The following is a 24,490-nucleotide window of genomic DNA, read 5'->3' on the forward strand; positions in this document are numbered from 1 at the left end:
AAATGTCTTTGTTTTTCTTCTCAGGAGTAAAAACAAGAAAACAGAAAATTCAGTCAAAATTTATGCGACACTAGTGATTTGTTCTATATTTTTTATTTTGCTCAATTTATTTGATATTGTGCACTATTCCCATAGTTATACACTATTTATCATTATGACAATAACAGCTATCGGTCTGTTACTTTATAAAAAAGTGCATGCGCGATTAATTCAAGCTCTATTAATTGTAGCTTGGAATACAGTACTCATCCTTTTAACAATTGATAGCGGACAACTATTATTTTTGCTTGGCTTTTTATATTTGCTACTTATCGTCAACGCTTATCAGTCATATATGCTAAATACGATTTTAGCTATTATATTTGTGCTAGAAATTGCTTGGATAGTTGTTTTCAAGCATCCCAATATTCAGCTTCATCATTCTGTACAAATCTTTATTTTTTTCGCATTATTTTTATGTATTGTCGGTCTATTGCAAACGTTATATGTCAAAAGGCTTTGGCTTTATGAGGAAAAAAGAAATATGGATAAGCAGCTAGAGCTTTCTTCAACTGAAGCTTATTTAAAGCTATTTTTTAACTATGCTGAAGATGCCATGGCCGTATTCGATTTAAATAATAAAATTATTGAAGTCAATGCTGCATTTGAAAAAATGTATGGCTGGACGAGAGAGGAATGCATTGGCAAGTCTATTCAGCTTGTGGCACCTGAAAATATTGAAGCTGCTAATGAACGATTTTCGAAGCTACTACAGGGCGAACGCTACCGTTTGCTTGAAACAAAGGATATGCGCAAAGATGGTACTGTTTTCGATGCGCAAATTTCGCTAGCACCTATTTATAATTCCTATGGAGATATGCTAGCTGTTTCAGTTATTTCAAGGGATATTTCCTATTTGAAGGAAAATGAAAGGCTCACTTTGCAATCAGAAAAATTAAAATTAGCTGGAGAAATCGCTGCAGGTGTAGCACATGAAATTCGCAATCCGATGACGGTAATCTCTGGTTTTATTCAAATGATGAATGAAGACCTACAATCGCCATATAGAGCATACACTGGTCTTATTCAATCCGAAATTGAGCGCATTGATTTAATTATCTCTGAATTTTTAGTGCTCTCCAAACCATTAGCTGAACAAAAGAACAGATTGAATTTATCAGAAATTATAGAGGATGTTTTTCACTTTTTTGAATTTCAACTGGAGCAGCGCCAAATTCAATTAATTCAGCAGCTTAGCAAAGAAGCACTCTTTGTCTATGGCAACGCCAATCAAATTAAGCAAGTGTTTATTAATATCGTTAAAAATGCGATTGAAGCCATTGATAACGATGGCACTGTTACATTAATTAGCTGTCATGATGAAGGCTTTGCTTATATTGAAATTGCTGATACTGGTGAAGGTATTCCACAGCATTTACTCGACTATGTTTTCGAGCCATTTTATACAACAAAGGCTACTGGCACAGGGTTGGGTATGATGATTTCCAATAAAATTATTCGTGAGCATGGTGGCATCATTCATATTCACAGTGAGGAGAAAGTCGGCACAAAAATTACGCTGAAAATCCCGCTACATCAACAAATAAAAGAAGGGGCTTAAATACTGCCCCTTCTACATAAATTACTTCATCACTCTACGAATCAGCTTCACCTTTTGCTTATAAGGTGGGAACAGTAAGTTTGTTGCAAGCTTTGTTGAACGCTGTAAAATCGATTTCGGATGCGTGAAGCATTCAAAGCTTGCTTCCCCATGATAAGCACCCATTCCAGATGGTCCCACACCCCCAAATGGTAAATGTGTATTGCCTACATGTGCCATAATATCATTGATACAGCCTCCTCCAAATGGTAGCTCTTGAAGGAAATATTCACGTGCATTATCGTTTTCTGTAAATAAATAAGCTGCTAAAGGTTTTGGCAAGCGGCGAATCGCATGAATCGCATTCGCTAAATCGTTATATGCCATAATCGGTAAAATTGGTCCGAAAATTTCATCCTCCATTACCTTGCTATCCCAGCCAGCACCTTCGACAATTGTTGGTGCAATATATAAATCTTCACGATCCGCCGTGCCACCAAACGTAATACGTTCAGCCTCCGCCTCCAATATCGCATTAAGCTTATCGAAATGACGCACATGAACAATACGACCATAATCATCGCTTTGTTGCGGATTTTCTCCATAAAATGCAGTAATCGTTTGCTTTAAAATTTTCATAAATTTTTTATACACTGAGCTATGCACTAAAACGTAGTCAGGTGCTACACATGTTTGCCCGTTATTTGTGAATTTACCCCATACAATGCGTTTTGCTGCAACTTGTAAATTGGCTGTTTGATCGACAATTGCAGGGCTTTTTCCACCTAGCTCTAAGACGATAGGCGTCAACCTATCAGCAGCAGCACGCATAATTACTTTGCCCGTTGCCACACTACCTGTAAAGAAAATAAAGTCAAAGGATGCATGAATTAATGCTTCCACTTCGTCCTTTTCGCCTTCTACAACATGTATATAATTCTCTTCAAAAGTTTCAGCAATCATTTGCTTAATTATTTTTGTCGTATGCACAGTCGCTTCAGATGGCTTAATAATTGCCGTATTCCCACCGATAATTGCACCAAGCAATGGCTCCATCACAAGCTGGAATGGATAATTAAACGGCCCAATAATTAACACGGTACCGTATGGATCACGTACAATATAGCTTTTGCCCGGCTGAAAGTGAACAGGTGTTTTTACAGCAATAGGCATCGCCCATTCATCAATATTTTTCACCATATGTGTAATGCTATCTAGAACAATGCCAATTTCTGTTGCGTACGCTTCAAATTCGCTTTTATTTAAATCAAGCTTCAATGCGGCAGTAATATCTTTTTCATATTTTTGAATCGTTGCTTTTAATTTAAGCAATTGTGCTTTGCGAAATTCTATATTTTTTGTAGCACCTGAAAAATAGAAGCTACGTTGCGCCGCTATCATATTTTCTACATCTTGAGCTGTAAAATTCATAAAAATCTTCCTCTCCATTTTTAATTTTTATGCATAATTTCATCATTCCCACACATATTAACTACTATAACGATTGCTCAATATCCTTTCAAATGAGGATAAGCTTTCTCTTATTTATTTTTACATCGACAAGGAGGCAATTTCAATGATTATGACTGAAACATGGTGGGAAACAATTTTTTCGGGACCTTTATCAATCGGTATTAATGAACAAAAGCTGCTAGAACTTGAAGATGAATCATTTTTATATTTCACTATGCCCCCTTTACAAGAAGACCTTCAAACATTATAAAATTTCCCCTCAACATACGAAGGGCTGTTTATTTTTTGGACAGCCCTCACTTCATTTTTGAGGCAGTTTCTTTCATTGATTTTTTCTACAAAATCCCTTATAATTTGTCATTAGGTGCCAAACCTAATGTATTAGTCGGAACAACTAATACATACAAAAGACCCCTTAAACGGCACGGATTGCTGCGGGGTCTTTTTTCATATTGCTTTTGAATTAAAGGATGATGACAATGAAAAAATTCGTTAACTTTTACTTACTATTATTAGTAGTATTTATTATAGTCGGTATTTCAGGATTTTCTTTCTCAAAAAATGAAAACCCTGAGCAAGCCGTTGAAGAGCTTGCCTTAGAAAATACCCCAGGCTACGCAACGATGCGTACGATTGAAGAAATGACAAAAGAACAGCAGCTTGAAGATGCTATTCTTGATATTCAAGTAACGCCCAAATTAGACGCTGAAACGGTTGTAATGGAAATGCAAAGCTCTGAGTTTATGTCACAGGACACATTGCTAAAGGATAGCTATAATATGCTGGTCAAAATAGCAGATGAACCACAAATTACAGAATTCACTTTTATTTGGCACCAGCCTGTAAAAAATAAAAATCAAGTTGTGCTATCAATGTCATTTGACCGTGTTGCACTGAATCAATTGCCAACAATCACGTACAGCGACTTAGCTTCAATTGCCAAAACGTTTGAACAATATTAAAAAAAGCAAGGAATCGCCTGTTGGATTCCTTGCTTTTCTATATTTAATGAACGAATCATTAATTACGCTGGGTTTACTTCTAACTCAACTGAAATTTTAATATCTTTCCCTACAAGTACGCCACCTGTTTCAAGTGCTGCGTTCCATGTTAGACCAAATTCTTCACGATTAATTTTTGCTTCTGCTTCAAAGCCATATACTTCTTGACCCCATGGGTTTGTGCCTTTACCGTTAAATTCTACATCAAATGTAATAGGCTTTGTTACATCTTTAATTGTTAAATCGCCTGTTAACTTATAATCATCGCCTGATTTTTCGATTGCAGTTGATTTGAATGTAATTGTTGGGAATTGCTCTGCATCAAAGAAATCTGCTGATTTTAAATGGTTATCGCGATCTTCATTACGTGTATTGATGCTTGCTGTATCAATAGTAAATGAAATATTAGCAGTTGATAAATCTGCTAAATCAGCTGCTTCAATTTGCGCTGCATAAGCTTCAAAAGCCCCTTTTACCTTTGATACCATCATGTGTTTTACGCTAAATCCAATGCTTGAGTGTGATTGATCTACTGTCCAGTTTGCCATAAATAAAACCCTCCTGTTTTTTATCTCGAATTCAAGATATGTTGTCAAAATAAAGCAGCCTACAACTTGCATATTCCCATATCGTTGCAATGTTAAACATCGCACAATAAGTTATATATGTAAAATGGCTGAACTTTATGACTTCCTTATTTATAAATTTAGTATAGTAGATAATTTTCTTTGCGTCAACAAAAATATTTCGAATTCGAGATTTATTTTTCTACTGTTATTTTGGCATGTACAACAAAGCGCTCATCATCATTTGGAGATGTCGTACATGTAGACAATGTAATAATGCTGTCATTTGCTGCCACAGTAACAGGCATCATAATTTGCGATTTTTGTTGAATCGTCTGCAAAAATTCCGCATAGGATGTATCGGTAAATTCTGTTTCAATATAATAAAAATCAGTCGTTGTTTCATAGGCAGCAAATACTTCAAGGCGATAGCGCTCACTTGGTGTTTCGTAAATAAAAGATGGATGTGCCTCCACATAATTTTGTTCTGCAAATTTCGCGAGCTCTCCAAACATCGTGCCATTGCGCATCACATGTCCATATAAAATTGTATGGCGTGCATTTATCTCATTGCGGTAATCCATAAAAATACTACCTGCACGACTTTTTTCACCTGCATAATTATGATGCAAATAAAAATCATTATTATTTGTTTGTAGTACAGGATTATCGAGCTGTGTGCCTTCTAAACGAAGCCACCCAACAATCTCTTGGTTAATTTTTTGCAGCTCAATAAACTTCATGTCAACCCCAGTTTTCTCAATAGAAGCCTCTTCATACACTTCCTGTACTTGCTCTAGCTCCTGCTCAATTTGCTTATAGCTATAAAAATAACGCACAATGCCTGCAGCTGAAATAAAAAAGACAATTATACAAATGGCTTGAATTAGTTTCACCTTCATATAATCGCCTCCTTAAATACCGATTGGTACCATATACAAGCCAAGCACTACATCTTCATGAAAAATCGCTTCAACTCCGTATACGTCTTTCACCGTTTCTTTTGTAATAACATCGCGAGGTGCTCCTTCTGCAACGATACGCCCTGCACTCATTAAAATAATATGATCGCTATAGCGGATCGCTTGGTTAATATCGTGCAGCACCATGACAATCGTTAAGCCTTGCTTTTCATTCAGTTCCTTCACTAGCTCCAGTAGCTCTAGCTGATAATAAATATCTAAATAGGTTGTCGGCTCATCTAAACATAGTAGCTCGCTTTGTTGGGCTAATGCCATCGCAATCCATACGCGCTGCCTTTCCCCCCCAGACAATGCTGATAAATCATAATGGCGCTTTTCGCTTAAACTTGTACATGCTAACGCCCAATCAACTGCTTGCTGGTCCTCTACCTCATTTTTTTTCAGTAAAGAATGATATGGCATACGGCCATATCCGACGAGCCTTTCTACTGTTAAATCTTGTGGAATATCATTTTGCTGATACACAATCGCAAATTTTTGTGCAAATTCCTTTGGCTTATAGTGCACTAAATCTTTATTGTCTAGCGTTGCTTTACCTTGTAACGGAGAATGGTTGCGTGCCATTACATTCAATAATGTCGATTTACCACAGCCATTTGGTCCGATAATTGTCGTAATTTTGCCGTGCTGAATGGCTGTCGATATATTTTGTAAATGCTGCTTTTTACCGTCATGTGAGACAATAATTTTTTGTAATTCCACAACATCACCCTCTTCTCAATAAAAATATTAAAAATGGTCCACCGATAATTGCCATAATGGTCGAGGCAGGTATTTCTAACGGCGCAATTAGCGTACGACCAATCGTATCTGCTAATAGAATAATAAACGCACCTAACAGCGCTGTAAAAGGTAATAGCACTTTATGGTCATGCCCGACAATGCGGCGTGCAATATGTGGGACAAGCAGACCGACAAAGGCTATAACACCGGCGACAACGACTGAAATCGCTGATAATAATACAGCTACTGCTGCAATGGCTAAACGCGCAACCGTCACATTAAAGCCGATACTTTGTGCCGTTTTGTCAGATAGTGCAAGCACATTGCACCATGAATAGGTGATGAAGGCAAGCACTAAACCAACCGAGCCGTAAATCGCCATCATTGTGACATCATCCCATGTTTTAAATGCAAGGCTTGAGCCAAGTACACTGCTCGCAGAAGCGTTCAAAGAGCCACCAAAGCTAATAAATGCTTCCGTTAGCCCTGTAAACATCGCATTGATCGCAATGCCGACTAAAATTAAACGCAATGGATTTAAACCTGATTTCCAAGCTAACGTAAATACTAAAAAGCACGCAAAAGCCCCACCAATAAACGCAAAAATCGGTGTCATGAAAAACAAAGTAGGCACAATTGACACGATAAATAGCTTTGTAAATGCCGCACCTGATGAAATACCAATCACACCTGCATCAGCAAGTGGGTTGCGCATAATTGCCTGTAGCAGAACACCTGCCACAGATAGTGCAGCTCCTGCAAAAATCGCGATAATAATACGTGGGAAACGCAAATCACGGATAGCTGCCATTGTTTCGTTGTTTGCATCAAAAAATGCACGTATAAATTCCAAAAACCCCATTTGAATACTGCCTGTTGTCGCAGCAAAAATTGCTGTCACTACTAACAATAGCGCAATGACAACAGTGCTTATTAGTTTTTTCATCCCTTCACAACACCCTACTGTTCATAGAAAATTTCAATTAAATGTTGCAATGCCTCTGACACATTTAACGCGGCTGTTGTGCCAAATAGCTCTTCCTGTAAATCATAGACATGTCCATTTTTCACCGCATTAAAATGCTTCCATACATCATTTGTTTTAAATTCCTCGTCAAACATTTTGATAACCTCATCTGGCATGCCATGTGCCATACGTAAAATAATATCAGGATTGCTATTGTATAAATGCTCTGTATTCGATGCTAAATATTCCGCTTCTTGACCAGCCATTACATTAATGCCGCCAGCCCTTTTTACTAAATCCCCCGCATAAGAGTGCTCTGTTGCAACTAAATAGCTGCCTGGTACGCCTAATAATATTAAGACGATCGGCTGTTCATGCTCACTTGCCACATTTTCCACTTGTGCAATATCATTTTTTAGCTTGTCCATCAACGCATTCGCTTGCTCTACACGATTATAACGCTTGCCTAGCTCCTCAATTTCTGCAAGCATCGTGTCGATACTTGTTAAATCAACAAAATCAACAGGTACTTTCAATTGCTCAAATGTTGGTGCTAAATCGTATTCCAATGTCGAAACAGATAATACTTCCGTTGGGTTTAATGATTTAATAATTTCCATATCTGGCTGCATCGCATTGCCGATAGACGGTAAACCGTTGAAGCGTTCAGGTAATTGCTTCACCGTATCAGGTACAGCAATTGCGTCAAGCTCTAGCTGGTCCATAATATCAGCTACAACAACTGTTCCAGCTACAATGCGATAATCCTCCTGCGGCTTTTCCTCCGCAACGGTATCTTTTGGTTGCTCTGGTGCTGCTGTGTTACTTCCACAGGCTGCAAGTAACAAAACTGACGCAAGCACTAAAAATTGCATATATTTTTTCATGTTTGGCTTCCTTTCCTTTGTTTTACTTTGAGTCAATGGGCAGATTTTGACATACACCCGCTGAATCAAAATAACAACAGCGGCTCCCCCTCATAAATTGAGAGGAAGCCAGCTCTTTACAGGATTCTCTTAAGATTCTAACACATAAAGTGTATTTAAAATAACTTTTGCCATTTGGCTGCGTGTTAAAGTATTTGTTGGGTTGAATTTACCTTCATTACCAGTCATAATGCCTAATGCATTTAACTCAGCGATTGCTGTTGCCACTTCTTTATTTGATGTTTTCACATCGCTAAATGGCACTTTTGCGCCAGTTGCTTTATAGCCTGCGCCCTCTAATACACGGTAAATAATAACCGCTGCTTGTTGACGTGTAATTTCTTGTGTTGGTGCAAATGTTGTAGCAGATGTGCCGTTCATAATGCCAGAAGCGCTTAGTGCAGTTACTGCTTTTTGTGTTTCTGCATCAAAGCTCGTTACATCTTTAAATGGATTTTTCGCTGTTGTGTCTAGCCCTAAATAACGGTTTAGCATTAAAGCAAATTGAGAACGTTTTACTTTGCCGTTTGGATTAAATTTATCTGCTTCTTTGAAAAGTCCAATAGAGTACAATGTTACGATATTACCATAGTCGCCTAATTTTGTAATATCTTTAAATGGATTCTGTTTACCGCCAAATTGCAATTGCACAGGGTAAGTAGAATCATATTTTACAGGACCAGCATCTACTGATACATCAACTGTTGCTGTGTAAACTGCATCTAAGTTTGTTGTTTCAATTGTGTAGATTTTTGTTGTGTTTTCGCCTGCTTCCACCGTTTTTTCATTGGCGATTGTTGCACCTTTAATATCAAATTTGTTTAAGTATTGACCTTGTACAAATGTTAAATCAACAAGGAAGCTTTCTTCTGTTTCCGTTACAGTAACAGTCGGTTTTACGTAAGTTGCCATCACAGAAATTTCATTTGTTTTATCTTTGTAAATGTATAATGGGTACTCTTCTGCCGCTGGCTGTTCAACCTCTGCTACTTCTGGCAAAGTAAGGTCTGCTGTATTGATAGCAAAGCCAAATGGATACCATTTATCCATATTCGCTGTTGGTACAACAACATGAATTTCTGCTGCTGCTAAATCGCTAATTGAGTTGATTGAGAAATTGTAAACCTTTTTGCCTTCTGCAGATACTAATGTCGCCTCTGCACCCGCTACTTTTAAGCCTGCAATCATTGGTGCACTTTTTTCAGTGATTGTTAATTGTACTGAATACTTACCATCTTTAACAATCAACTTTGCATCTTTTTCAAGATGGCTTGAAATGGATGTATAGCCACCTTTATTTGTTTTTGGATCATATGCATCAAATGTAATTGCATATTCGCCATCTTTTACTTGCTTAAATGTTTTACCTGGTACAAATTCTACTTTTTCTTCTGGTGCTGCTTCAGGTGATTTAATTGTTGTTGGGTCTAATGTGATTTCAAATGATGTTGGAATCTCTTTATCTCCAACTTTCACTGCGCCTTCACCTTTGACAGTGCCACCTGGACGTTCTACAGGAATGTAGATTACCTTTTGTCCATTTACTTCTTGAATAACGCTCACGCCATTCACTTCTACTTTTGTTAGCATATTCATAACAGTAGGCTCAGCTGATAATTGAATCGCATATTTACCGCCTTCAATAATTAATGTAGCTGGCCCTTTTACGTATTTCGCCAATTGCTGTGTCGTATCTGTAATTGTAAAATCAATTGTGTATTTACCATCTGGCATAGAGCGTGATGGAGTTGTTTCAGCTGCTGAAGCTGCTACTGCTGGTACGATAGCAGATGTTGCTAATACTGAAGCTAAAGCGATTTTTGACGTACGAGATTGAAATTTTGACATGTCATATTTCCCCCAATAGATTAGTTTGTTGGTCTTACTTTATAAAATACAAGCACTGAAGCAATAAGCATAAAGATGAAAACGTATGGTAGTGAATCACTCGTTTGTGGGTTCTCTACTTGTTCATTCGCACCTACCACTTCATCAGCCTTATTTCCGCTAACAACAGCATTTGAAGAATTTGGTGTCTTACTCACATTGTTATTTGATGAGTTGGCATTCGTTTGTGTATTTTTTTCTGTTGTTGCTTGTGGAATGCTAGATGCATCAAATATAAAATCAACACTATAACTATGATGATAATTAATATCATCAATATCGATTTTCATTGCTACTGTTACAGGTTTTGATAAATCTGCTATAGAAAATTGCACAACACGCGTATCAGCACCTGCATTTTGATTAATAACAGATGCCCCACCTGGCGGGTTAAACTCCGTTACCCATGCACTATTTTTAATTGTTAACTGCACAGTTGCTTTGCCATTTTTCATCGTTACTTTGGCAGGCTTTAAAAAATAGTCATTCGCCATAGAAGCTGAAATACTACTTGGCTTATTTACCTGATATGGAATATTGTAAGTTCCATCAGCTAATTGTGCATGAGAATAGTTAGGTGTAACGATAAATACTCCTAATATAAGCACAAAAAGACTTAGAAAAAGCTTTTTCACAGCTCTAGTCCTCCTATAGATAATTATTTCCTCCACAATTATGACACAAATGAGGATTATTCTCAATTAGATTTTACAATGTCAACGAATTGTCATAATATATTTTACCTTAATTGTAGCTTTTTAAGACATAAATAGATAAAAAGACTATTTAGAAATGACCTGTGTCACCTCTAAATAGCCTTTACTACTTTACTGCATCCTCATGAAATTGCTTACCGTCAAAATAGCCTTCATATGCCCAAATATTCAGCTTTTCTTCTTTTGCCGCTGCTTCAATTTCTTTCAATTCTGCTTCTAGCGTGTTATTTGGCTTATTTATATAACGCATTACTGCAAGTCCATTTTTCAATAAAGATTCTTGCAGTAAAACATCGTCTACATAAATGTATGCAAGAAGTCGATCATACTTATCAGTTTCTGGTCCAACATCAAATAGAAGCTCAATTTTTGCAGCATTTTTCAATAAATTTTCGGTGAATGCTTTTGCATCTTCTGCATAAGGCATTGGCTGTCCTTTATCATAGTTCATTTCAGGTGTATCCACCATTAATAAGCGAACTTTATGCTTTTCGCCATCCATTTCTATGCTAAATGTATCGCCATCGTTAATCGATAAAAATTTTACTTGCTGTAGCTCATTTTCTGTCACTTCCTGCGCATATTGTGCGGAAATAACAGTAGATTGTAAAGAATTTTCCTCTTGCTGTGTTTGTGGCGTATTGCTGTCTTCTACTTTTTCTTTAGGGTCTGGACTAAAAATTAAATATAGCGCAACCGCTATAATAATTGTTCCACTTGTAATAAGGGTTTTAATATCTGATGGTTTCATGATAGTATCCTCTCTTTAATAAGCATTGCTACTATTTTATCAAAATTTCAATACAATAAAAATAGAGACTCCTATTTGGCTTTTAGGAGTCTCTGTTTAAAATTAATCAATTAAATTTCCGTCTTATCTTTCTGTTGTGGACCTAATACTTTTGGAGGGATCGCTGCAAATGTTTCTCCCTCTTCCTCTAAGTCGCGCATGCGATGTGCAATGCGGGATGCCGCACTTGCTGCAACGCTCGCCACTAAATCATCTAAAAACGTATTGACTGTTTTTCCTGCCTTTGTATCAAGCTTATTAATTATGCCGATTTTCTTTTTATCTAAGTGACCGAATGTTGTCACAGCGATACTTCCATAAGTAAACACTGAGCCAAGCGCGATTGTTTCATCAACGCCAAATAAGCCTTCATCTGAATCAACAATTGATTGTAGTGGCTCTGATAGCATTTTCTTTTCTGCTAATTCATCTAGTTCCACGCCGACTAGTATTGCATGCTGTACTTCACGTTTATGTAGCACTCGCTCAACAGATTTCACGCAATGCTCCATTAATAAGCCTTCATTATAAGGGTTTTGCATTTCATAAACGATTTCCGCAATATCCTCCACCGTTACCCCTCTACGTTCTAAAGCAGCGAGAGTGGCTGCTGTTACTTGATCAGAATGAACACGAACTGCTCGATTATGCATAATTTACACCTCTATTAATGTTTTTTTCTTCCTACATCATATTACACCTTTCGAAACGATTATGATACAATTTCGTTACATCTAACTTGAGAAGGAATGAGTGTTTTGGATAAAGGAACTGTAAATGATTTGAAATTTTATAGCGAAGCACTGCAAGAGGAGCTTCAGCTACTTGTTTATATTCCAGCAAATTATTCACCTCTTTATAAATATAATTTGCTGATTGCAACAGATGGTAAGGACTATTTCCAACTAGGCGGTATTACACGTCTTGCTGATGAATTAATCGACAACTATGAAATGGAAAATACAATTATTGTAGGTGTGCCATACAAAAATGTGGAAGATCGCCGAAAAAAGTATATCCCTTCTGGTGCACAACATGAAGCCTTTTTGCGCTTTTTAGCACATGAGCTTGTACCTTATTTGGACGAAAATTATGCAACATTTCAGCTTGGTCAAACACGTGGCATGATTGGTGATTCAATGGCTGCAACTGCCGCTTTAATGGCTGCTTTAAAATACCCAAATGTTTTTGGCAAAGCTATTTTACAGTCACCTTATGTGGATGGGCTCGTACTTGAAGCTGTCGCAAATGCTGCAAATAATAGCACTATATCAATTTACCATATTATTGGTAGAGAAGAGACGGAAGTCGTTACAACAAATAAAGAAATAAAAGATTTCCTTACACCGAACCGGGCGCTTCATCAATTATTCATTGAAAAAAGCTTCAATACGTTTTACGAGGAATTTGATGGTAACCATACTTGGAAGTATTGGAAACCTGATTTAAGACGAGCACTTATAGAAAATTTCGGATAAAAACGGCGTAATAAATGTAGTAAGGCATGAAATTCTGTTATACTTATATGGATAATAAAATTTAATTGTTTCGGGAGGTTTTGAACTTGAAGTATGGTATTGTTGCTTTTCCTTCTAAAAATTTACAAGATTTAGCGAATAACTATCGTAAACGTTATGACCCACATTATGCACAAATCGCACCACATATTACATTAAAGGATGCGTTTGAAGCAGATGAAAGTGCGGTACAAAACATCATTGCACAATTAACAGAAACAGCTGCTAATTTTGCGCCGCTAAATATTCATGCATCACGTATTAGCTCGTTTTACCCTACGACGAATGCAATTTATTTCCGCATTGAGCCTACGGAGCAACTTGCTAATATTCAAAAAGCGATTCAAGACAGCATTGCTTTTGGTGAGCAAAAACACGTATTTGTACCACATATTACAATTGCTCAAAAGCTAACAGCTTCTGAGCATGACGATATTTTAGGTCAATTGCGTATGGAAGGCATTGATGTGCAGGAAGAAATTCAGCAAATCCATTTAGTCAAAGAACAAGACGGAAAATGGGAAGTTGTCGAATCATTTAGACTTAATGGAGCTGAATAAAAATGTTTCAAGTACACTCTGCTTTAACAAAAGAACAATTACAGCGTGCGTTTGATATCCGCACAAAAGTATTTGTAGAAGAACAAGGCGTGCCAGTCCATCTTGAACTAGACGAATTCGATCAAACAGCAGATCATTTTATCGTGATGGATGGTGAACAAACAATCGCTGCTGCACGTTTAAGAGAATATGAACCACTCGTTGGTAAAGTTGAACGCGTTTGCGTATTAAATGAATATCGCGGACAACGACTCGGTTTTTTACTAATGGAGCATATTGAACAGGTAGCTAAAGAAAAGGGCTGGAAAAAACTAAAGCTCAACGCGCAAAGCTATGCAGTTCCATTTTATGAAAAACTACACTATACAGTAACATCTCCAGAGTTTTTAGATGCAGGTATCCCACATCGTGCAATGGAGAAATCAATCTAAAATCAAAAGCGGCTTGGAAATTCCAAGCCGCTTTTGTGCGTTTATTCTACGCTTTTTGGGATTTATTCTACGTTCCTACTAATTTAAAAAGCTATCTGAAAAATTTCAGATAGCTCTTTGCTGATTAACGCATCATTCGTTCAATTTTGCTTAAATCAAGTGACTTGCCATCTTTTAAAATTGATTGTACAATTTGTTCTTCTAACTGTGGAGAGACTTTACGTTTTGCTACTTTACTCACCTTTTGCACAATTTTTCGTACTTGTTTTTCATTGGAGAAATCTGCATATTGTATAGCGCGAGCTAGTGCGAATACTTCATCCATTTCCACACCGGTTTTCCGTTCAAACTGTTTAAAAAAACCTTTATCCATTGCTCGCCCTCCTTAGCAGAATGCCGTACCAACAATAATTAGTAAAATGAATAGTACAACGATTAATACAAATGTTGAGCCGTAGCCACTACCCCCACCACCACAGTAATCTGGTTGTACATTACCGCATTGATTCCACATGAGTACCCCTCCTTTCTACAGTGTAGTTTATGCTAAGCCAACTGTCATAGGAGGGGTAAATGCCCTAATTCACTTTTCCTTTTGAATGAAAAATCAATGCTGCGATAAAGCCGAAAATAATGGCGGCGCTAATACCCGAACTTGTTACCTCGAACATCCCTGTCACGACTCCAACTAAGCCATGTTTTTCAGCCTCTGCTAACGCACCATGTGTTAACGAATTCCCGAATGAAGTAATGGGAATCGTTGCACCTGCACCTGCAAAATCAATCAACGGCTCGTATAAGCCGAAGCCATCTAAAATTGCGCCTGCTACGACTAATATTGATAGTGTATGCGCTGGTGTCAGCTTAGCAACATCCATTAGCAGCTGACCAATTGCACAAATAATACCTCCAACTACAAAAGCTAAAATAAAAGTATACATCGCTCTCCCTCAGTTCATCGCAATTTCAATCGCATGGGCGGTACATGGAATCGTATCTCCTTGCTGGTAAGACAATGGAGATAATAACGCACCTGTTGCGACAAGCAAAACACGTTTAAAGCGTCCTGTCATGAATTGACTTAACACATAGCTATAATAAACCGTTGCGGAACAGCCTGCTCCACTCGCTCCAGCCTGAAACGACTCATCTTCCCCATAAAACTCAGCACCAGCATCCCGAATTAACTGAAGTTCATCATTTTTAATACCATCTTCAGCCAACATCGCCTTTACAAGTTTCAATCCAATTTTCCCTAAATCACCTGTCATCACCATATCGTAATCGCTTAATTTTTGATGTCGTTGCTGCAAATGCTTTTTAATCGTATCGTATGCAGCAGGAGCCATTGCCCCACCCATATGAAATGGATCTGTCTCTTGATAATCTGTTACTTTACCAACGGTCGCTGCGACTAAGTACGGATACTCTGGCTGATGTGGACCAACTAAAGTATAGCCAGCTCCTGTTACTGTCCACTGTGCAGTGGCAGGCTTCTGTGCGCCATAATCGACCGGATAACGAAATTGACGTTCCGTCGCATTATGCTGGCTCGAAGCACCTGCAATCGCTAGCTTTGACGCACCTAGTTCCGTTAATAAACCTGCAATAATGACTGATGAAACAGATGTTGCACATGCTGAAAACATACCGATAAAGGAAACGGCTAACTCCCGTGCCGCAAAATTTGTTGGGGTCATTTGGTTAATTAAATCACCGCTTAAAAAATAATCGATATCCAAATTTTTTATTTTAGCCTTGTCCATCACAAACTGACAAGTATTTGTGATAAGGCGCTTTTGTCCTTGCTCATTTGTTTTTTCTTGAAAACGTTCATCATCTGCTACTAAATCAAAATAAGAGCGGAAAACACTGCGAGCTTCTAATGGACCAACAACCGCAGCACCCGCTAACAGCGCTGGCTTCGTTTGGAACAAAATTACCATGTAACAACCCCCAGCATAACAAGCACTGTTTTCACTAACGCAACAACGAAGGCAGATACTGTGCCGAAAACAATTACCGAACCAGCTAACTTAAACATATTGCTACCTACACCGAGCACATAGCCCTCTGTACGATGCTCAATCGCAGCAGAAACGACTGCATTGCCAAAGCCGGTCACTGGAACTGCGCTACCAGCACCTGCAAATTGTCCAAGCTTGCGATATAGCCCTAAGCCTGTCAAAAGCATCGAAATAAAAATCATCGTTGCAACAGTTGGATTGCCAACTGTTTTTTCAGTAAAGTCGAAAAAAATCATATAAAAGAAGGAAATCGCCTGTCCAATAACACAGATGAACCCACCAATTAAAAATGCCTTTAATACATTCATCGCATAAGGTGGCGTTGGTGTCATTTGCTCTTCAATCGTTTTATATTGAGATTCCTTCATTATGTTTCCTCCTTCGCTAGCTTTTTTAAGTGCTCTATTTTTTCCGTCACCTTCTGCTCACTTTGCTCCGTCATCAATTTATCCGCTTCCCAAAGCAGCTTGAAATCTGAAGAAACGAGGATATCATAATGCTCCCACTTCTTCTCCAATTCCTTTTGTAAATTTTGCGCAATTTTTTGCTCTTTAAATGATTGCAATGGCTTTACTTCAATTGCCACAATAATGTCGCTATCAGCAACAATTATTTTCGCCTTACGAATCGACGTCATTTTCTCAATTTCTTGCTTAATCTCTATCGTTTTTGCATCTTGCTCATCATATGCGACAATCCGTTCTTTTTCGCCACAGGCAGATAGTAAGAGCACACATATTGCTACAAATAAAAAACGCCCTACCATTTCATGCCTCCCTCTTTTATTTTCTATATATCCATCATTTCAACTAGTATGAGCATTTTTTTTTTGCTTTATTCAAAAAGTAGATGCTTATTTCTATGCGAACGCCCTGTTCATTTTTAAAATGGCTCATATTGTAGAGAGAACTTATATTAGGAGGTGAAAGAGTATGGGTTGTGGTAAACCAGTTAGCCCAAGCTCGAGTAAAGGTTGCGTTTGTGAAGTAGTTCGTGCAATTTTAGACATTCAAAATCAGTCTGTACGTGATGAATGTTCTCGCTGTACAACAAATTGCTTTTTAGAGCCTTTAGGTGGCATCGTTAGCCCTGGTAGATCAAATGTAGATACACGTGTATTTATGCTGTTAACAAAAAACGGCACACCATTCGTTGCTACATTTAGCGCAGAAGATTCTATGGATTGTGCATCTGTCTTTTTCCGTGTAGAGGATGTATTCGATGATTGCTGTGCAACATTACGTGTATTATTACCGTTAGACCGTGGCGGTGATACAGTTGATTTATTAAATAGCGATGGTACTGCTGTGTCATTGCGCGCGATTTGTGATGTATCAAACTTCGCCGTAACAGACAGCTGTATTACAGTTGACTTAAACTGCTTCTGTGCTGTACAGTGTGTTGCTGATGTGAACTTAGGAATTTGTAACTAATCCCCACATAATTTCACAAAAATGGCGCGCAAACTCTATAATATTTAGGGTTTGCGCATATCTTTTATAATGCTGCTCTCCTTCTTGAAGGAATTTTTCTGTTTGTACTTTGTTACCTTGACACATATAGAGGATTGCTTGTCTGAGCTAGAACGACATAGGCTCTATTTTTTCAAATATTGTTGTAAAGCGTCGATTTTTTGTAGATCACCATTTTGCTTAAAAAATTGGTCAAGCTGTTTACAGTGTATGTTGTACAGAAGCAAGCTGTGCTTTAGCTATTTACACATAACGTCGATTCCATGCAAGTGGGGATTTTTTGCTTAAACGTTCATTGTTCAATACAATCCTTCAGTTTGTTGTCTACTTCGTAGCATTTGTCAAACAGCTCGTCTAGCCATTGCTAGGGGAAATACAACTAAAAGTCATTCCTTGCTAAAACATTCACCATAAAGGAAATCAATGCTAAACTAAAGAAAAAACGCATGAAATCAAATTAAAAAATTCGATTCCATACGTTTTCTCCCTTATTTAGATGCATGAATTGTTGCAATATCGTTCACAGGAATAATTGTTTTTTGCTCAAATATTTTCATTATAACATCTGTCCCATTCAAATGTTCAATTGTGCCAACAAGCCGCTCTCCATTTTTCAACACAACAAGCAATATGCGATTTTTTGTCACAGGACGTGTAAAATAGCGCAATTGATGTGCAATTAATGAATTTGTTATTTGTTGCGTTTGTGGCATCTCATAAATTGAGGTACTCTCATCTAGCTCCTGCTGCTCTATCTCCGTCAATTCAACTGCATAAGACGGCGTTCTAATGAAAAGCAGTGGTTGATATTTCATCGACAATCGCCCACCTTTTTTTCATACGATATGCAGAATTGTGATGCTTTGTTACATAATTTGATTAATAAATGTTGTTGCTAAGCCTAAATAAATTAAAATACTTGTAACATCATTTAATGTTGTAATAAACGGCCCTGATGCTACCGCTGGGTCAATGCCTAGCTTATCCATTAATAGTGGAATAAATGAGCCCGCAATTGTCGCCACTAAAATGGAACAACAAATTGCCGCACCAACTAATAAGCCAATCGTTATTTGGTGTTTCCAGAAGAAAATAATTGCGACAACGGTTACACCACAAGCAAGACCTGTAAATAACCCTGTTAAACATTCCTTCATCAGCAGCTTAAACTTACTTTGCTCATTAATCTCCCCTGTCGCAATCCCACGAATCGCAACCGCTAATGCCTGTGTACCACTATTACCAGATGTTCCTGAAATAAGTGGAATAAACACTGCGAGCAATGCAACCTTCTCTAATGTCGCCTCAAATTGCCCCATTAAATTTGCCGTAATCATGCCTAAAAACAGTAAAATAATAAGCCATGGTAAACGCGTCATTGCTGCCTTCAATGGGCCTGCATCAATATCGTCCGCATCGGAAATACCGGCAAGCTTCGAATAGTCATCAGATGCCTCTTCATCAATAACATCAATAATATCATCGACAGTAATAATCCCTTGTAGCTCATTATTGTCATCGATAACTGGAATCGCTAAGAAATTATAATCACGCATAATTTGCGCAACATCCTCCTGATCATCCCCCACTTTTACAGCAACGACACGCTCACTCATAATATCGTGAATTAATGTATCTTCATCCGCAATAATTAGGTCACGCAATGACATAACACCGACTAATTGTCGCTGATCATTGACAACGAAAATATAGTAAATTGTTTCGGCATTTGGCGCTTCATTGCGCAATACAGCCATCGCAGAACGCACTGTAGAGTTTTCCAAAATTGTGACATACTCAGTCGTCATAATTGCGCCAGCTGTATACTCTGCATAGCCTAATAATTCATTAATTTCCTCGACGGTTTCGCTGTCCATCATTTCCATTAAGCTTTCACGTTGATCATTATCTAGCTCATTTAATACGTCAACTGCATCATCCGTATACATATGGGACAGCATTGCCGCACCGTATGCTGGGTCCATCTCATTTAAAAATTGCTCATACTCATCATCTTCTAAATCGATGACTTCAAAGATTAACGCCATTTCTTCAGGAGACAAGTATATATAGATGGTTTGACGTATGTCTGGTCCCACCTTTTCATAAAATTGGGCCTGATCATACGGGTGAAGTGCTAAAAAATGCTCACGAAACGCATCGATTTCTTGTTCCATCAACAGCATTTGCAAAAATTCTTCATTGTAGCGCACTTCATTATTTTCACGTTTTGGTTCCACCATTCTTGTCCCCTCCTCTCAAAGTTCATCATACAAGCAATGTAGTAAGTTCGTAAATCATTATTTTAAAAAGACAAATAAAATTTACAATCACCGCAAAGTAGCTAGATTTTTCAAATCATTACTATCCATTATACCTTGATATAATTGCGTTCTTTCACGCTTATTTGAAAAAACTTCTTTGCAAAACTCGTATGACTCGCTAAATCATCATAAAATAATAAAAATCCACTTCGAACTTTTCATGTCTACGTGGATTTTTAGCAATCAATATAATCGTCAATCCTTACTTTAATCAATTCCGCCTCGACGGATGTCCAAACACCTGCTAAATCATAATAAGCTAGCCAATTCCTCTGGTAATTCGCTACTGAAAGATAATATTTCCTTCGTTAAAGGGTGCCGAAGCGTTAAGGAAACACAATGCAATGCTTGACGATTGATTATCTCCTTATCGCCGCCATAAAGCTCATCGCCTACAAGTGGATGACCTACATATGCCATATGTACTCGTATTTGGTGTGTACGACCTGTGTGCAATGTTAAGCGAATATGTGACATGATGCAATCATTTAACCTACCGTATTTTATCACTTCAACATCTGTATGTGCAAATTGTCCGTCCTGTCGCACTTGTCGTTCAATAATGCTCGTCTCTTTTCGCCCAATCGGCTCAATAATCGACTGATTTGTTGCTTGCCCATAAACGATTGCCTCATATTGCCGATGTACATCACCTTGCTGCTGTGCCGCACTCATTAAATGATGGATATGTCGATTTTTAGCGATACAAAGCAAGCCAGATGTATCACGATCAAGTCGTGTCACAATATGGACAGTTGAAGCAAGCCCTTGCGCTTGAAAATAACCGAGAACAAAATTCGCTACACTATTATCTGGATGCTCGCGTGAAGGAATTGTACTCATATAAGCTGGCTTATCAATGACCAGAAGTGCCTCGTCCTCGTACACAATTGTTAAATGTCCTTGTTGTGGAATGAGTCCCTCACTTGCTTCCTCTTGCGGGAAGACAATTGTTACAATATCTCCCCTGACAACTCGATGACGTACATTACGCTCTATACCATTAACAAAAATTTTGCCACCATCAAATTTAATCGCTGTTAACGCCCGCTTCGAAATTCCACATAATGCAACCGCCTCACGTAACAGCATGTCCTGCTGTACTTCAAACTGTAATGTAAATGGATTATTCATTTGAAATAAACGAGTCATGCACACGCTCCCAAAATGGGAATGGACGGAATCTTGCAAAACGCACACGTTCTTGCGCAACATTAAATGCAATTGATTTAACATCGGCTTCTGTCAATTGAATATGATCAACAGTAATCGTAAAACGCTGATCATTCACTGGCTTTAACACGCATGTATGATGCGCTGGAAACACAAGTGAGGAGCCTACTGTACGAAACACCCTATTGTTAATAGATGCCATTTCTGTCAATTGAAAGGCTGGTAATGTTGGATGGATAATAGCTCCGCCCAATGCTTTATTGTATGCTGTACTACCAGATGGTGTAGATACGCATAAACCGTCACCGCGGAAGCGTTCAAATTGAGTACCATTTAATTCAACATCCATAACGAGCGTAACGTCTGGTGATTTAATTGTTGCTTCATTCAAAGCTAAATAATGGCTCGTCTCTGAATGATGGCGGTGAACATTCACTTTCAACAACGGGTATTCAACAACATTAAATTCCTTTTTCGCTATCGATAGTACAAGCTTCTCTAGTTCAGATGGTTTCCAATCGGCATAAAAGCCTAGGTGACCTGTATGAATACCAACAAATGCTACCTTATCTAATCGATGTGTATAGCGATGGAATGCATGTAGAAGTGTTCCATCTCCACCGATAGACAATACAATATCTGGTTCTTCCTCATCTAGCGTTAACCCAAAGTCTTGTAAATATGATGTTGCGAGCTCCATCAATTCATTAGATTGTGCGTCACGGCGTGATTGAATTGCAAATGATGTCATGAGCTTACCCCCTTATCTTTTTCAGCATGTAATTTGACGCTTGGTGCTTCCTTTACTTCGTTGAAGTATACTTGTGCTTCTTGAATTTCATTGCGTATTTGCGACATTTCCTCATCTAAGCGAAACGCTGCTTCAGCTGCACTTTGCAAACGAGCCTGAATTTCTTCTGGAAAGGCACCTTTATATTTATAGTTTAATGAGTGCTCAATAGAGGCCCAAAAGTTCATTGCTAGCGTTCGAATTTGAATTTCCGCTAGCACCACCTTTTGACCATGAATTGTTTCTACAGGGTATTCGACAATCATATGATGAGAGCGATAGCCACTCGGTTTACTATGCGTAATATAGTCCTTTTCCTCGACAATCGTAAAATCTTCACGTTGCCGAATCAGTTCGGTTACTGTCGCAATATCATCGACAAATTGACACATAATTCGCAGGCCTGCGATATCTTGTAGCTCATTCGCTAATTGTTGAGAAGGTTCAAATGTAATCCCTTTTTCTAACGATTTATCATAAATACTAGCTAAAGGCTTTACTCTTCCTGTAACAAATTCAATTGGTGAATTCGCTCCAACAATATTAAACTGTGAGCGCATGCCTTTTAATTTTATTTTTAGCTCCTCTACTGCTTGCTTATAAGGGCTCAAAAAAACATCCCACTGACCCATTGCAAAACCCCCTCATATGAAATAGCATCCCTATTTCAGCAATATATTACGCATTTTCATTTACTCCACAAATCGTAATATATGCAATCGAATTTATTGATTATGAGTAATTTTAATGATTATCTTAAATGTGCTCCATTACTTAATCAAGGTAAATCGCTGCAAATTGCTCACCTACAGCTTCAACAAATTCTTTACCGTAGTTTTCATTATCTTGAATATTCCACAATAAATACTCAAGTTCCTCTGCAAAGTTAGGGAGGGCTAAATCAGGTGATAAAAATGGATCACGTTTTTTCTCCACAACTTGCAATAACGCTGCCCATACCGTTTGAGGGAAGCTCAAATAACTATACGCACCATCTTCCTCCACGATATAAATGAATGCCATATTATCTGAATCCACGATAACTTGTCCTGTTGGTTGAATTTGAACCACCTGCTCACTATCGTGTAAACTAAAATAAATATCATTATGTATTTGTTCAAAGCTTTGAATTGTATATACTTTACGCACGTTCATGTACTTCCCTTCCAATCGTTCTCCCCCTATTTTACCATACGATGAAAAGGGATGCAGTGAGGTTTTTTTGAAAATAGTTAGCATGCAAAAAATAGCGAAAAAAGGATGAAAATAAAATGAGTCATGAAATTGAAATCGAATTTAAAAATATGCTGTCGAAAACAAAATACGACGAATTGCTTACAGCATTCGACATTCAAGAGGAAGAAGTCGTTCGGCAGGAAAATCATTATTTCGACACAGCTGATTTTCAATTAAAAGCGATTGAAAGTGGATTACGGATTCGTATATTACCGAATAAAATCGAATGTACATTGAAGGAAAAATCAAGCGACCATACACATATTGAAACAACGGACCTTTTAACAGAGGAACAAGCGCGACATATTTTACAAGGAAGGCAATGGACAGCGCCAACAGTTGTTGCTAGATTACAAGAACGAGGCATTGCTCCAGAGCAGCTTGCGCTATTCGGTACACTTGCTACAGAGCGTGCAGAAATTCCTTATGAAGGAGGATTGCTTGTGCTTGATCATTCTTTTTATTTGCAGCAAGATGATTATGAGGTAGAATATGAAGCAACAGATGAAATAGTTGGACGTACTATTTTCCAACAATTTTTGACTAATTACAATATTCCAATTGCACATGCAGATAAAAAAATTGCCCGTTTTGCGGCAGCACTACAGAGGGAGGAGCGTACCGATGGATATTAAGGCAATGAAAATATTAATGGAAATCCAAGCAATGCAATCCGTTGGAAATACAACATTGAATGACTCAAATAGCACGTTGTTTAATGAAATGCTTGGCGATATTTTGCAGACACAGCAACCAACAGGGTTAACAGCGGAGCTAGGTAGCGAGTTTTCATTAAGTCAAACTGGTGGACTAATAGGGCCGCAGACAAAGTATTTAGATGCTTTTCTATATGAAGGAGCCATTGCAAGTTCACCACTGGAGCAATACGTTAAAGATTATACAGGGCAAGAGGCTTACAATGAGCTATTAGCAGGTGCTGGTCGTTATCAAGAGACAATCGCTAAAGCAGCTGCAACGTATAATTTACCTGAAAAATTAATTGCTGCAGTAATGAAACAAGAATCGAATTTCAATCCAGAGGTAGTTAGCACAGCGGGCGCAGTCGGCTTAATGCAATTAATGCCCGGTACATCCAAATACTTAGGTGTAGAAAACCCAACTGATGCTGAGCAAAATATAATGGGCGGTGCAAAATATTTACGCCAAATGTTAAACCAATTCGGTCAAAACCTTGAAACAGCATTAGCAGCCTATAATGCTGGGCCAGGCAACGTCAAAAAGTATGGTGGCATTCCACCATTTAAAGAAACACAAAACTATGTACAAAAAGTTTTAAATTATTACAATGCTTAACGCTTCCTAAATTTGTTAACGAGCGCTTTGTTTGA

At 38.0% G+C, this 24,490-nt stretch carries 31 protein-coding genes; 9 read left to right on the forward strand and 22 right to left on the reverse strand.

Annotated features, from left to right (window positions below; genetic code table 11):
• A partial coding sequence (locus M3Z76_RS16975) for a PAS domain S-box protein (RefSeq protein WP_293929221.1) occupies positions 1-1,600 on the forward strand: 1,600 nt, incomplete at its 5' end.
• A gap of 21 nt (positions 1,601-1,621) precedes the next feature.
• On the opposite strand, the gene M3Z76_RS16980 is transcribed toward M3Z76_RS16975, so the two are convergent.
• Positions 1,622-3,010: an aldehyde dehydrogenase gene (locus M3Z76_RS16980; protein WP_293929219.1), complete on the reverse strand. Its 1,389-nt coding sequence runs from the start codon at positions 3,008-3,010 to the stop codon at positions 1,622-1,624.
• A gap of 145 nt (positions 3,011-3,155) precedes the next feature.
• Between M3Z76_RS16980 and M3Z76_RS16985 the strand changes: the two genes are divergently transcribed.
• Positions 3,156-3,302: a hypothetical protein gene (locus tag M3Z76_RS16985; protein WP_293929217.1), complete on the forward strand. Its 147-nt coding sequence runs from the start codon at positions 3,156-3,158 to the stop codon at positions 3,300-3,302.
• A 229-nt stretch (positions 3,303-3,531) separates the two neighbouring features.
• Positions 3,532-4,014, forward strand: coding sequence for a hypothetical protein (locus M3Z76_RS16990; RefSeq protein ID WP_293929215.1), 483 nt, complete (start codon positions 3,532-3,534; stop codon positions 4,012-4,014).
• 62 nt (positions 4,015-4,076) lie between these two features.
• Here M3Z76_RS16990 and M3Z76_RS16995 read toward each other — a convergent pair whose 3' ends face one another.
• The 9 genes from M3Z76_RS16995 to M3Z76_RS17035 all read right to left on the reverse strand — a co-directional run bounded on the left by M3Z76_RS16995 (position 4,077) and on the right by M3Z76_RS17035 (position 12,264).
• Positions 4,077-4,601: a YceI family protein gene (locus M3Z76_RS16995; RefSeq protein WP_293929213.1), complete on the reverse strand. Its 525-nt coding sequence runs from the start codon at positions 4,599-4,601 to the stop codon at positions 4,077-4,079.
• A gap of 212 nt (positions 4,602-4,813) precedes the next feature.
• Positions 4,814-5,521, reverse strand: a complete 708-nt coding sequence (gene srtB / locus M3Z76_RS17000) for a class B sortase (protein ID WP_293929211.1) — start codon at positions 5,519-5,521, stop codon at positions 4,814-4,816.
• Positions 5,522-5,533: 12 nt separating this feature from the next.
• Positions 5,534-6,304 carry an ABC transporter ATP-binding protein gene (locus M3Z76_RS17005; protein ID WP_293929209.1) on the reverse strand — a complete coding sequence of 257 codons (771 nt, stop codon included), beginning with the start codon at positions 6,302-6,304 and terminating at the stop codon, positions 5,534-5,536.
• Between the two features lie 4 nt (positions 6,305-6,308).
• The gene (locus M3Z76_RS17010; protein WP_293929207.1) at positions 6,309-7,271 is read right to left on the reverse strand and encodes a FecCD family ABC transporter permease; all 963 of its coding nucleotides are present in this window, start codon (positions 7,269-7,271) and stop codon (positions 6,309-6,311) included.
• Between the two features lie 14 nt (positions 7,272-7,285).
• Entirely contained in the window at positions 7,286-8,179 is an 894-nt protein-coding gene (gene isdE / locus M3Z76_RS17015) for a heme ABC transporter substrate-binding protein IsdE (protein ID WP_293929206.1), read from the reverse strand.
• A 129-nt stretch (positions 8,180-8,308) separates the two neighbouring features.
• Positions 8,309-10,066, reverse strand: a complete 1,758-nt coding sequence (locus M3Z76_RS17020; protein WP_293929204.1) for an NEAT domain-containing protein — start codon at positions 10,064-10,066, stop codon at positions 8,309-8,311.
• A 20-nt stretch (positions 10,067-10,086) separates the two neighbouring features.
• Positions 10,087-10,740 carry a heme uptake protein IsdC gene (gene isdC, locus M3Z76_RS17025; RefSeq protein WP_293929202.1) on the reverse strand — a complete coding sequence of 218 codons (654 nt, stop codon included), beginning with the start codon at positions 10,738-10,740 and terminating at the stop codon, positions 10,087-10,089.
• 187 nt (positions 10,741-10,927) lie between these two features.
• Positions 10,928-11,572 (reverse strand): thermonuclease family protein, encoded by a 645-nt coding sequence (locus tag M3Z76_RS17030; RefSeq protein WP_293929200.1) that lies wholly within the window; start codon positions 11,570-11,572, stop codon positions 10,928-10,930.
• 110 nt (positions 11,573-11,682) lie between these two features.
• A complete protein-coding gene (locus M3Z76_RS17035; RefSeq protein WP_293929199.1) occupies positions 11,683-12,264 on the reverse strand; it encodes a phosphatidylglycerophosphatase A family protein in 582 nt (193 codons plus the stop codon).
• 105 nt (positions 12,265-12,369) lie between these two features.
• Between M3Z76_RS17035 and M3Z76_RS17040 the strand changes: the two genes are divergently transcribed.
• The 3 genes from M3Z76_RS17040 to M3Z76_RS17050 all read left to right on the forward strand — a co-directional run bounded on the left by M3Z76_RS17040 (position 12,370) and on the right by M3Z76_RS17050 (position 14,119).
• Entirely contained in the window at positions 12,370-13,089 is a 720-nt protein-coding gene (locus M3Z76_RS17040) for an alpha/beta hydrolase (protein ID WP_293929197.1), read from the forward strand.
• A gap of 86 nt (positions 13,090-13,175) precedes the next feature.
• On the forward strand, positions 13,176-13,688 hold the full coding sequence (locus M3Z76_RS17045; RefSeq protein ID WP_293929195.1) for a 2'-5' RNA ligase family protein: 513 nt from the start codon (positions 13,176-13,178) through the stop codon (positions 13,686-13,688).
• Between the two features lie 2 nt (positions 13,689-13,690).
• Positions 13,691-14,119, forward strand: coding sequence for a GNAT family N-acetyltransferase (locus M3Z76_RS17050; protein ID WP_293929193.1), 429 nt, complete (start codon positions 13,691-13,693; stop codon positions 14,117-14,119).
• A gap of 124 nt (positions 14,120-14,243) precedes the next feature.
• Here M3Z76_RS17050 and M3Z76_RS17055 read toward each other — a convergent pair whose 3' ends face one another.
• From M3Z76_RS17055 to M3Z76_RS17080, 6 genes are all read right to left on the reverse strand, one after another.
• Positions 14,244-14,492, reverse strand: coding sequence for a stage VI sporulation protein F (locus tag M3Z76_RS17055; protein ID WP_293929191.1), 249 nt, complete (start codon positions 14,490-14,492; stop codon positions 14,244-14,246).
• Positions 14,493-14,504: 12 nt separating this feature from the next.
• On the reverse strand, positions 14,505-14,633 hold the full coding sequence (locus tag M3Z76_RS17060; protein WP_293929189.1) for a YjcZ family sporulation protein: 129 nt from the start codon (positions 14,631-14,633) through the stop codon (positions 14,505-14,507).
• Between the two features lie 64 nt (positions 14,634-14,697).
• The gene (gene spoVAE / locus M3Z76_RS17065; protein WP_293929187.1) at positions 14,698-15,060 is read right to left on the reverse strand and encodes a stage V sporulation protein AE; all 363 of its coding nucleotides are present in this window, start codon (positions 15,058-15,060) and stop codon (positions 14,698-14,700) included.
• A 9-nt stretch (positions 15,061-15,069) separates the two neighbouring features.
• Positions 15,070-16,065 carry a stage V sporulation protein AD gene (locus tag M3Z76_RS17070; protein WP_293929185.1) on the reverse strand — a complete coding sequence of 332 codons (996 nt, stop codon included), beginning with the start codon at positions 16,063-16,065 and terminating at the stop codon, positions 15,070-15,072.
• Entirely contained in the window at positions 16,059-16,514 is a 456-nt protein-coding gene (gene spoVAC, locus M3Z76_RS17075) for a stage V sporulation protein AC (protein WP_293929183.1), read from the reverse strand. Before spoVAC ends, M3Z76_RS17070 begins: the two co-directional genes overlap by 7 nt.
• Entirely contained in the window at positions 16,514-16,912 is a 399-nt protein-coding gene (locus M3Z76_RS17080) for a YhcN/YlaJ family sporulation lipoprotein (protein WP_293929181.1), read from the reverse strand. Before M3Z76_RS17080 ends, spoVAC begins: the two co-directional genes overlap by 1 nt.
• Before the next feature lie 166 nt (positions 16,913-17,078).
• Here M3Z76_RS17080 and M3Z76_RS17085 point away from each other — a divergent pair, with 166 nt between their 5' ends.
• Positions 17,079-17,579: a CotY/CotZ family spore coat protein gene (locus M3Z76_RS17085; protein ID WP_293929179.1), complete on the forward strand. Its 501-nt coding sequence runs from the start codon at positions 17,079-17,081 to the stop codon at positions 17,577-17,579.
• 527 nt (positions 17,580-18,106) lie between these two features.
• Here M3Z76_RS17085 and M3Z76_RS17090 read toward each other — a convergent pair.
• The 6 genes from M3Z76_RS17090 to M3Z76_RS17115 all read right to left on the reverse strand — a co-directional run bounded on the left by M3Z76_RS17090 (position 18,107) and on the right by M3Z76_RS17115 (position 23,060).
• The gene (locus tag M3Z76_RS17090; protein ID WP_293929177.1) at positions 18,107-18,433 is read right to left on the reverse strand and encodes a 4-diphosphocytidyl-2C-methyl-D-erythritol kinase; all 327 of its coding nucleotides are present in this window, start codon (positions 18,431-18,433) and stop codon (positions 18,107-18,109) included.
• Between the two features lie 51 nt (positions 18,434-18,484).
• On the reverse strand, positions 18,485-19,861 hold the full coding sequence (gene mgtE / locus M3Z76_RS17095) for a magnesium transporter (protein ID WP_293929175.1): 1,377 nt from the start codon (positions 19,859-19,861) through the stop codon (positions 18,485-18,487).
• 330 nt (positions 19,862-20,191) lie between these two features.
• Positions 20,192-21,076 (reverse strand): RluA family pseudouridine synthase, encoded by an 885-nt coding sequence (locus M3Z76_RS17100; RefSeq protein WP_293929223.1) that lies wholly within the window; start codon positions 21,074-21,076, stop codon positions 20,192-20,194.
• Entirely contained in the window at positions 21,069-21,866 is a 798-nt protein-coding gene (locus M3Z76_RS17105; protein WP_293929173.1) for an NAD kinase, read from the reverse strand. Before M3Z76_RS17105 ends, M3Z76_RS17100 begins: the two co-directional genes overlap by 8 nt.
• Positions 21,863-22,537, reverse strand: a complete 675-nt coding sequence (gene yjbM, locus M3Z76_RS17110; RefSeq protein WP_293929171.1) for a GTP diphosphokinase — start codon at positions 22,535-22,537, stop codon at positions 21,863-21,865. The genes M3Z76_RS17105 and yjbM overlap by 4 nt, the downstream gene beginning before the upstream one ends.
• Positions 22,538-22,679: 142 nt before the next feature.
• Positions 22,680-23,060 carry a UPF0738 family protein gene (locus M3Z76_RS17115; protein WP_293929169.1) on the reverse strand — a complete coding sequence of 127 codons (381 nt, stop codon included), beginning with the start codon at positions 23,058-23,060 and terminating at the stop codon, positions 22,680-22,682.
• 116 nt (positions 23,061-23,176) lie between these two features.
• Between M3Z76_RS17115 and M3Z76_RS17120 the strand changes: the two genes are divergently transcribed.
• Both M3Z76_RS17120 and M3Z76_RS17125 read left to right on the forward strand, forming a co-directional pair.
• Positions 23,177-23,776 carry a CYTH domain-containing protein gene (locus tag M3Z76_RS17120; RefSeq protein ID WP_293929167.1) on the forward strand — a complete coding sequence of 200 codons (600 nt, stop codon included), beginning with the start codon at positions 23,177-23,179 and terminating at the stop codon, positions 23,774-23,776.
• Positions 23,766-24,455, forward strand: coding sequence for a lytic transglycosylase domain-containing protein (locus M3Z76_RS17125; RefSeq protein ID WP_293929165.1), 690 nt, complete (start codon positions 23,766-23,768; stop codon positions 24,453-24,455). The genes M3Z76_RS17120 and M3Z76_RS17125 overlap by 11 nt, the downstream gene beginning before the upstream one ends.
• The last annotated feature ends 35 nt before the right edge of the window (positions 24,456-24,490 follow it).

It is taken from the genome of Metasolibacillus sp., from assembly GCF_025291715.1.
GTDB lineage: Bacteria > Bacillota > Bacilli > Bacillales_A > Planococcaceae > Metasolibacillus > Metasolibacillus louembei.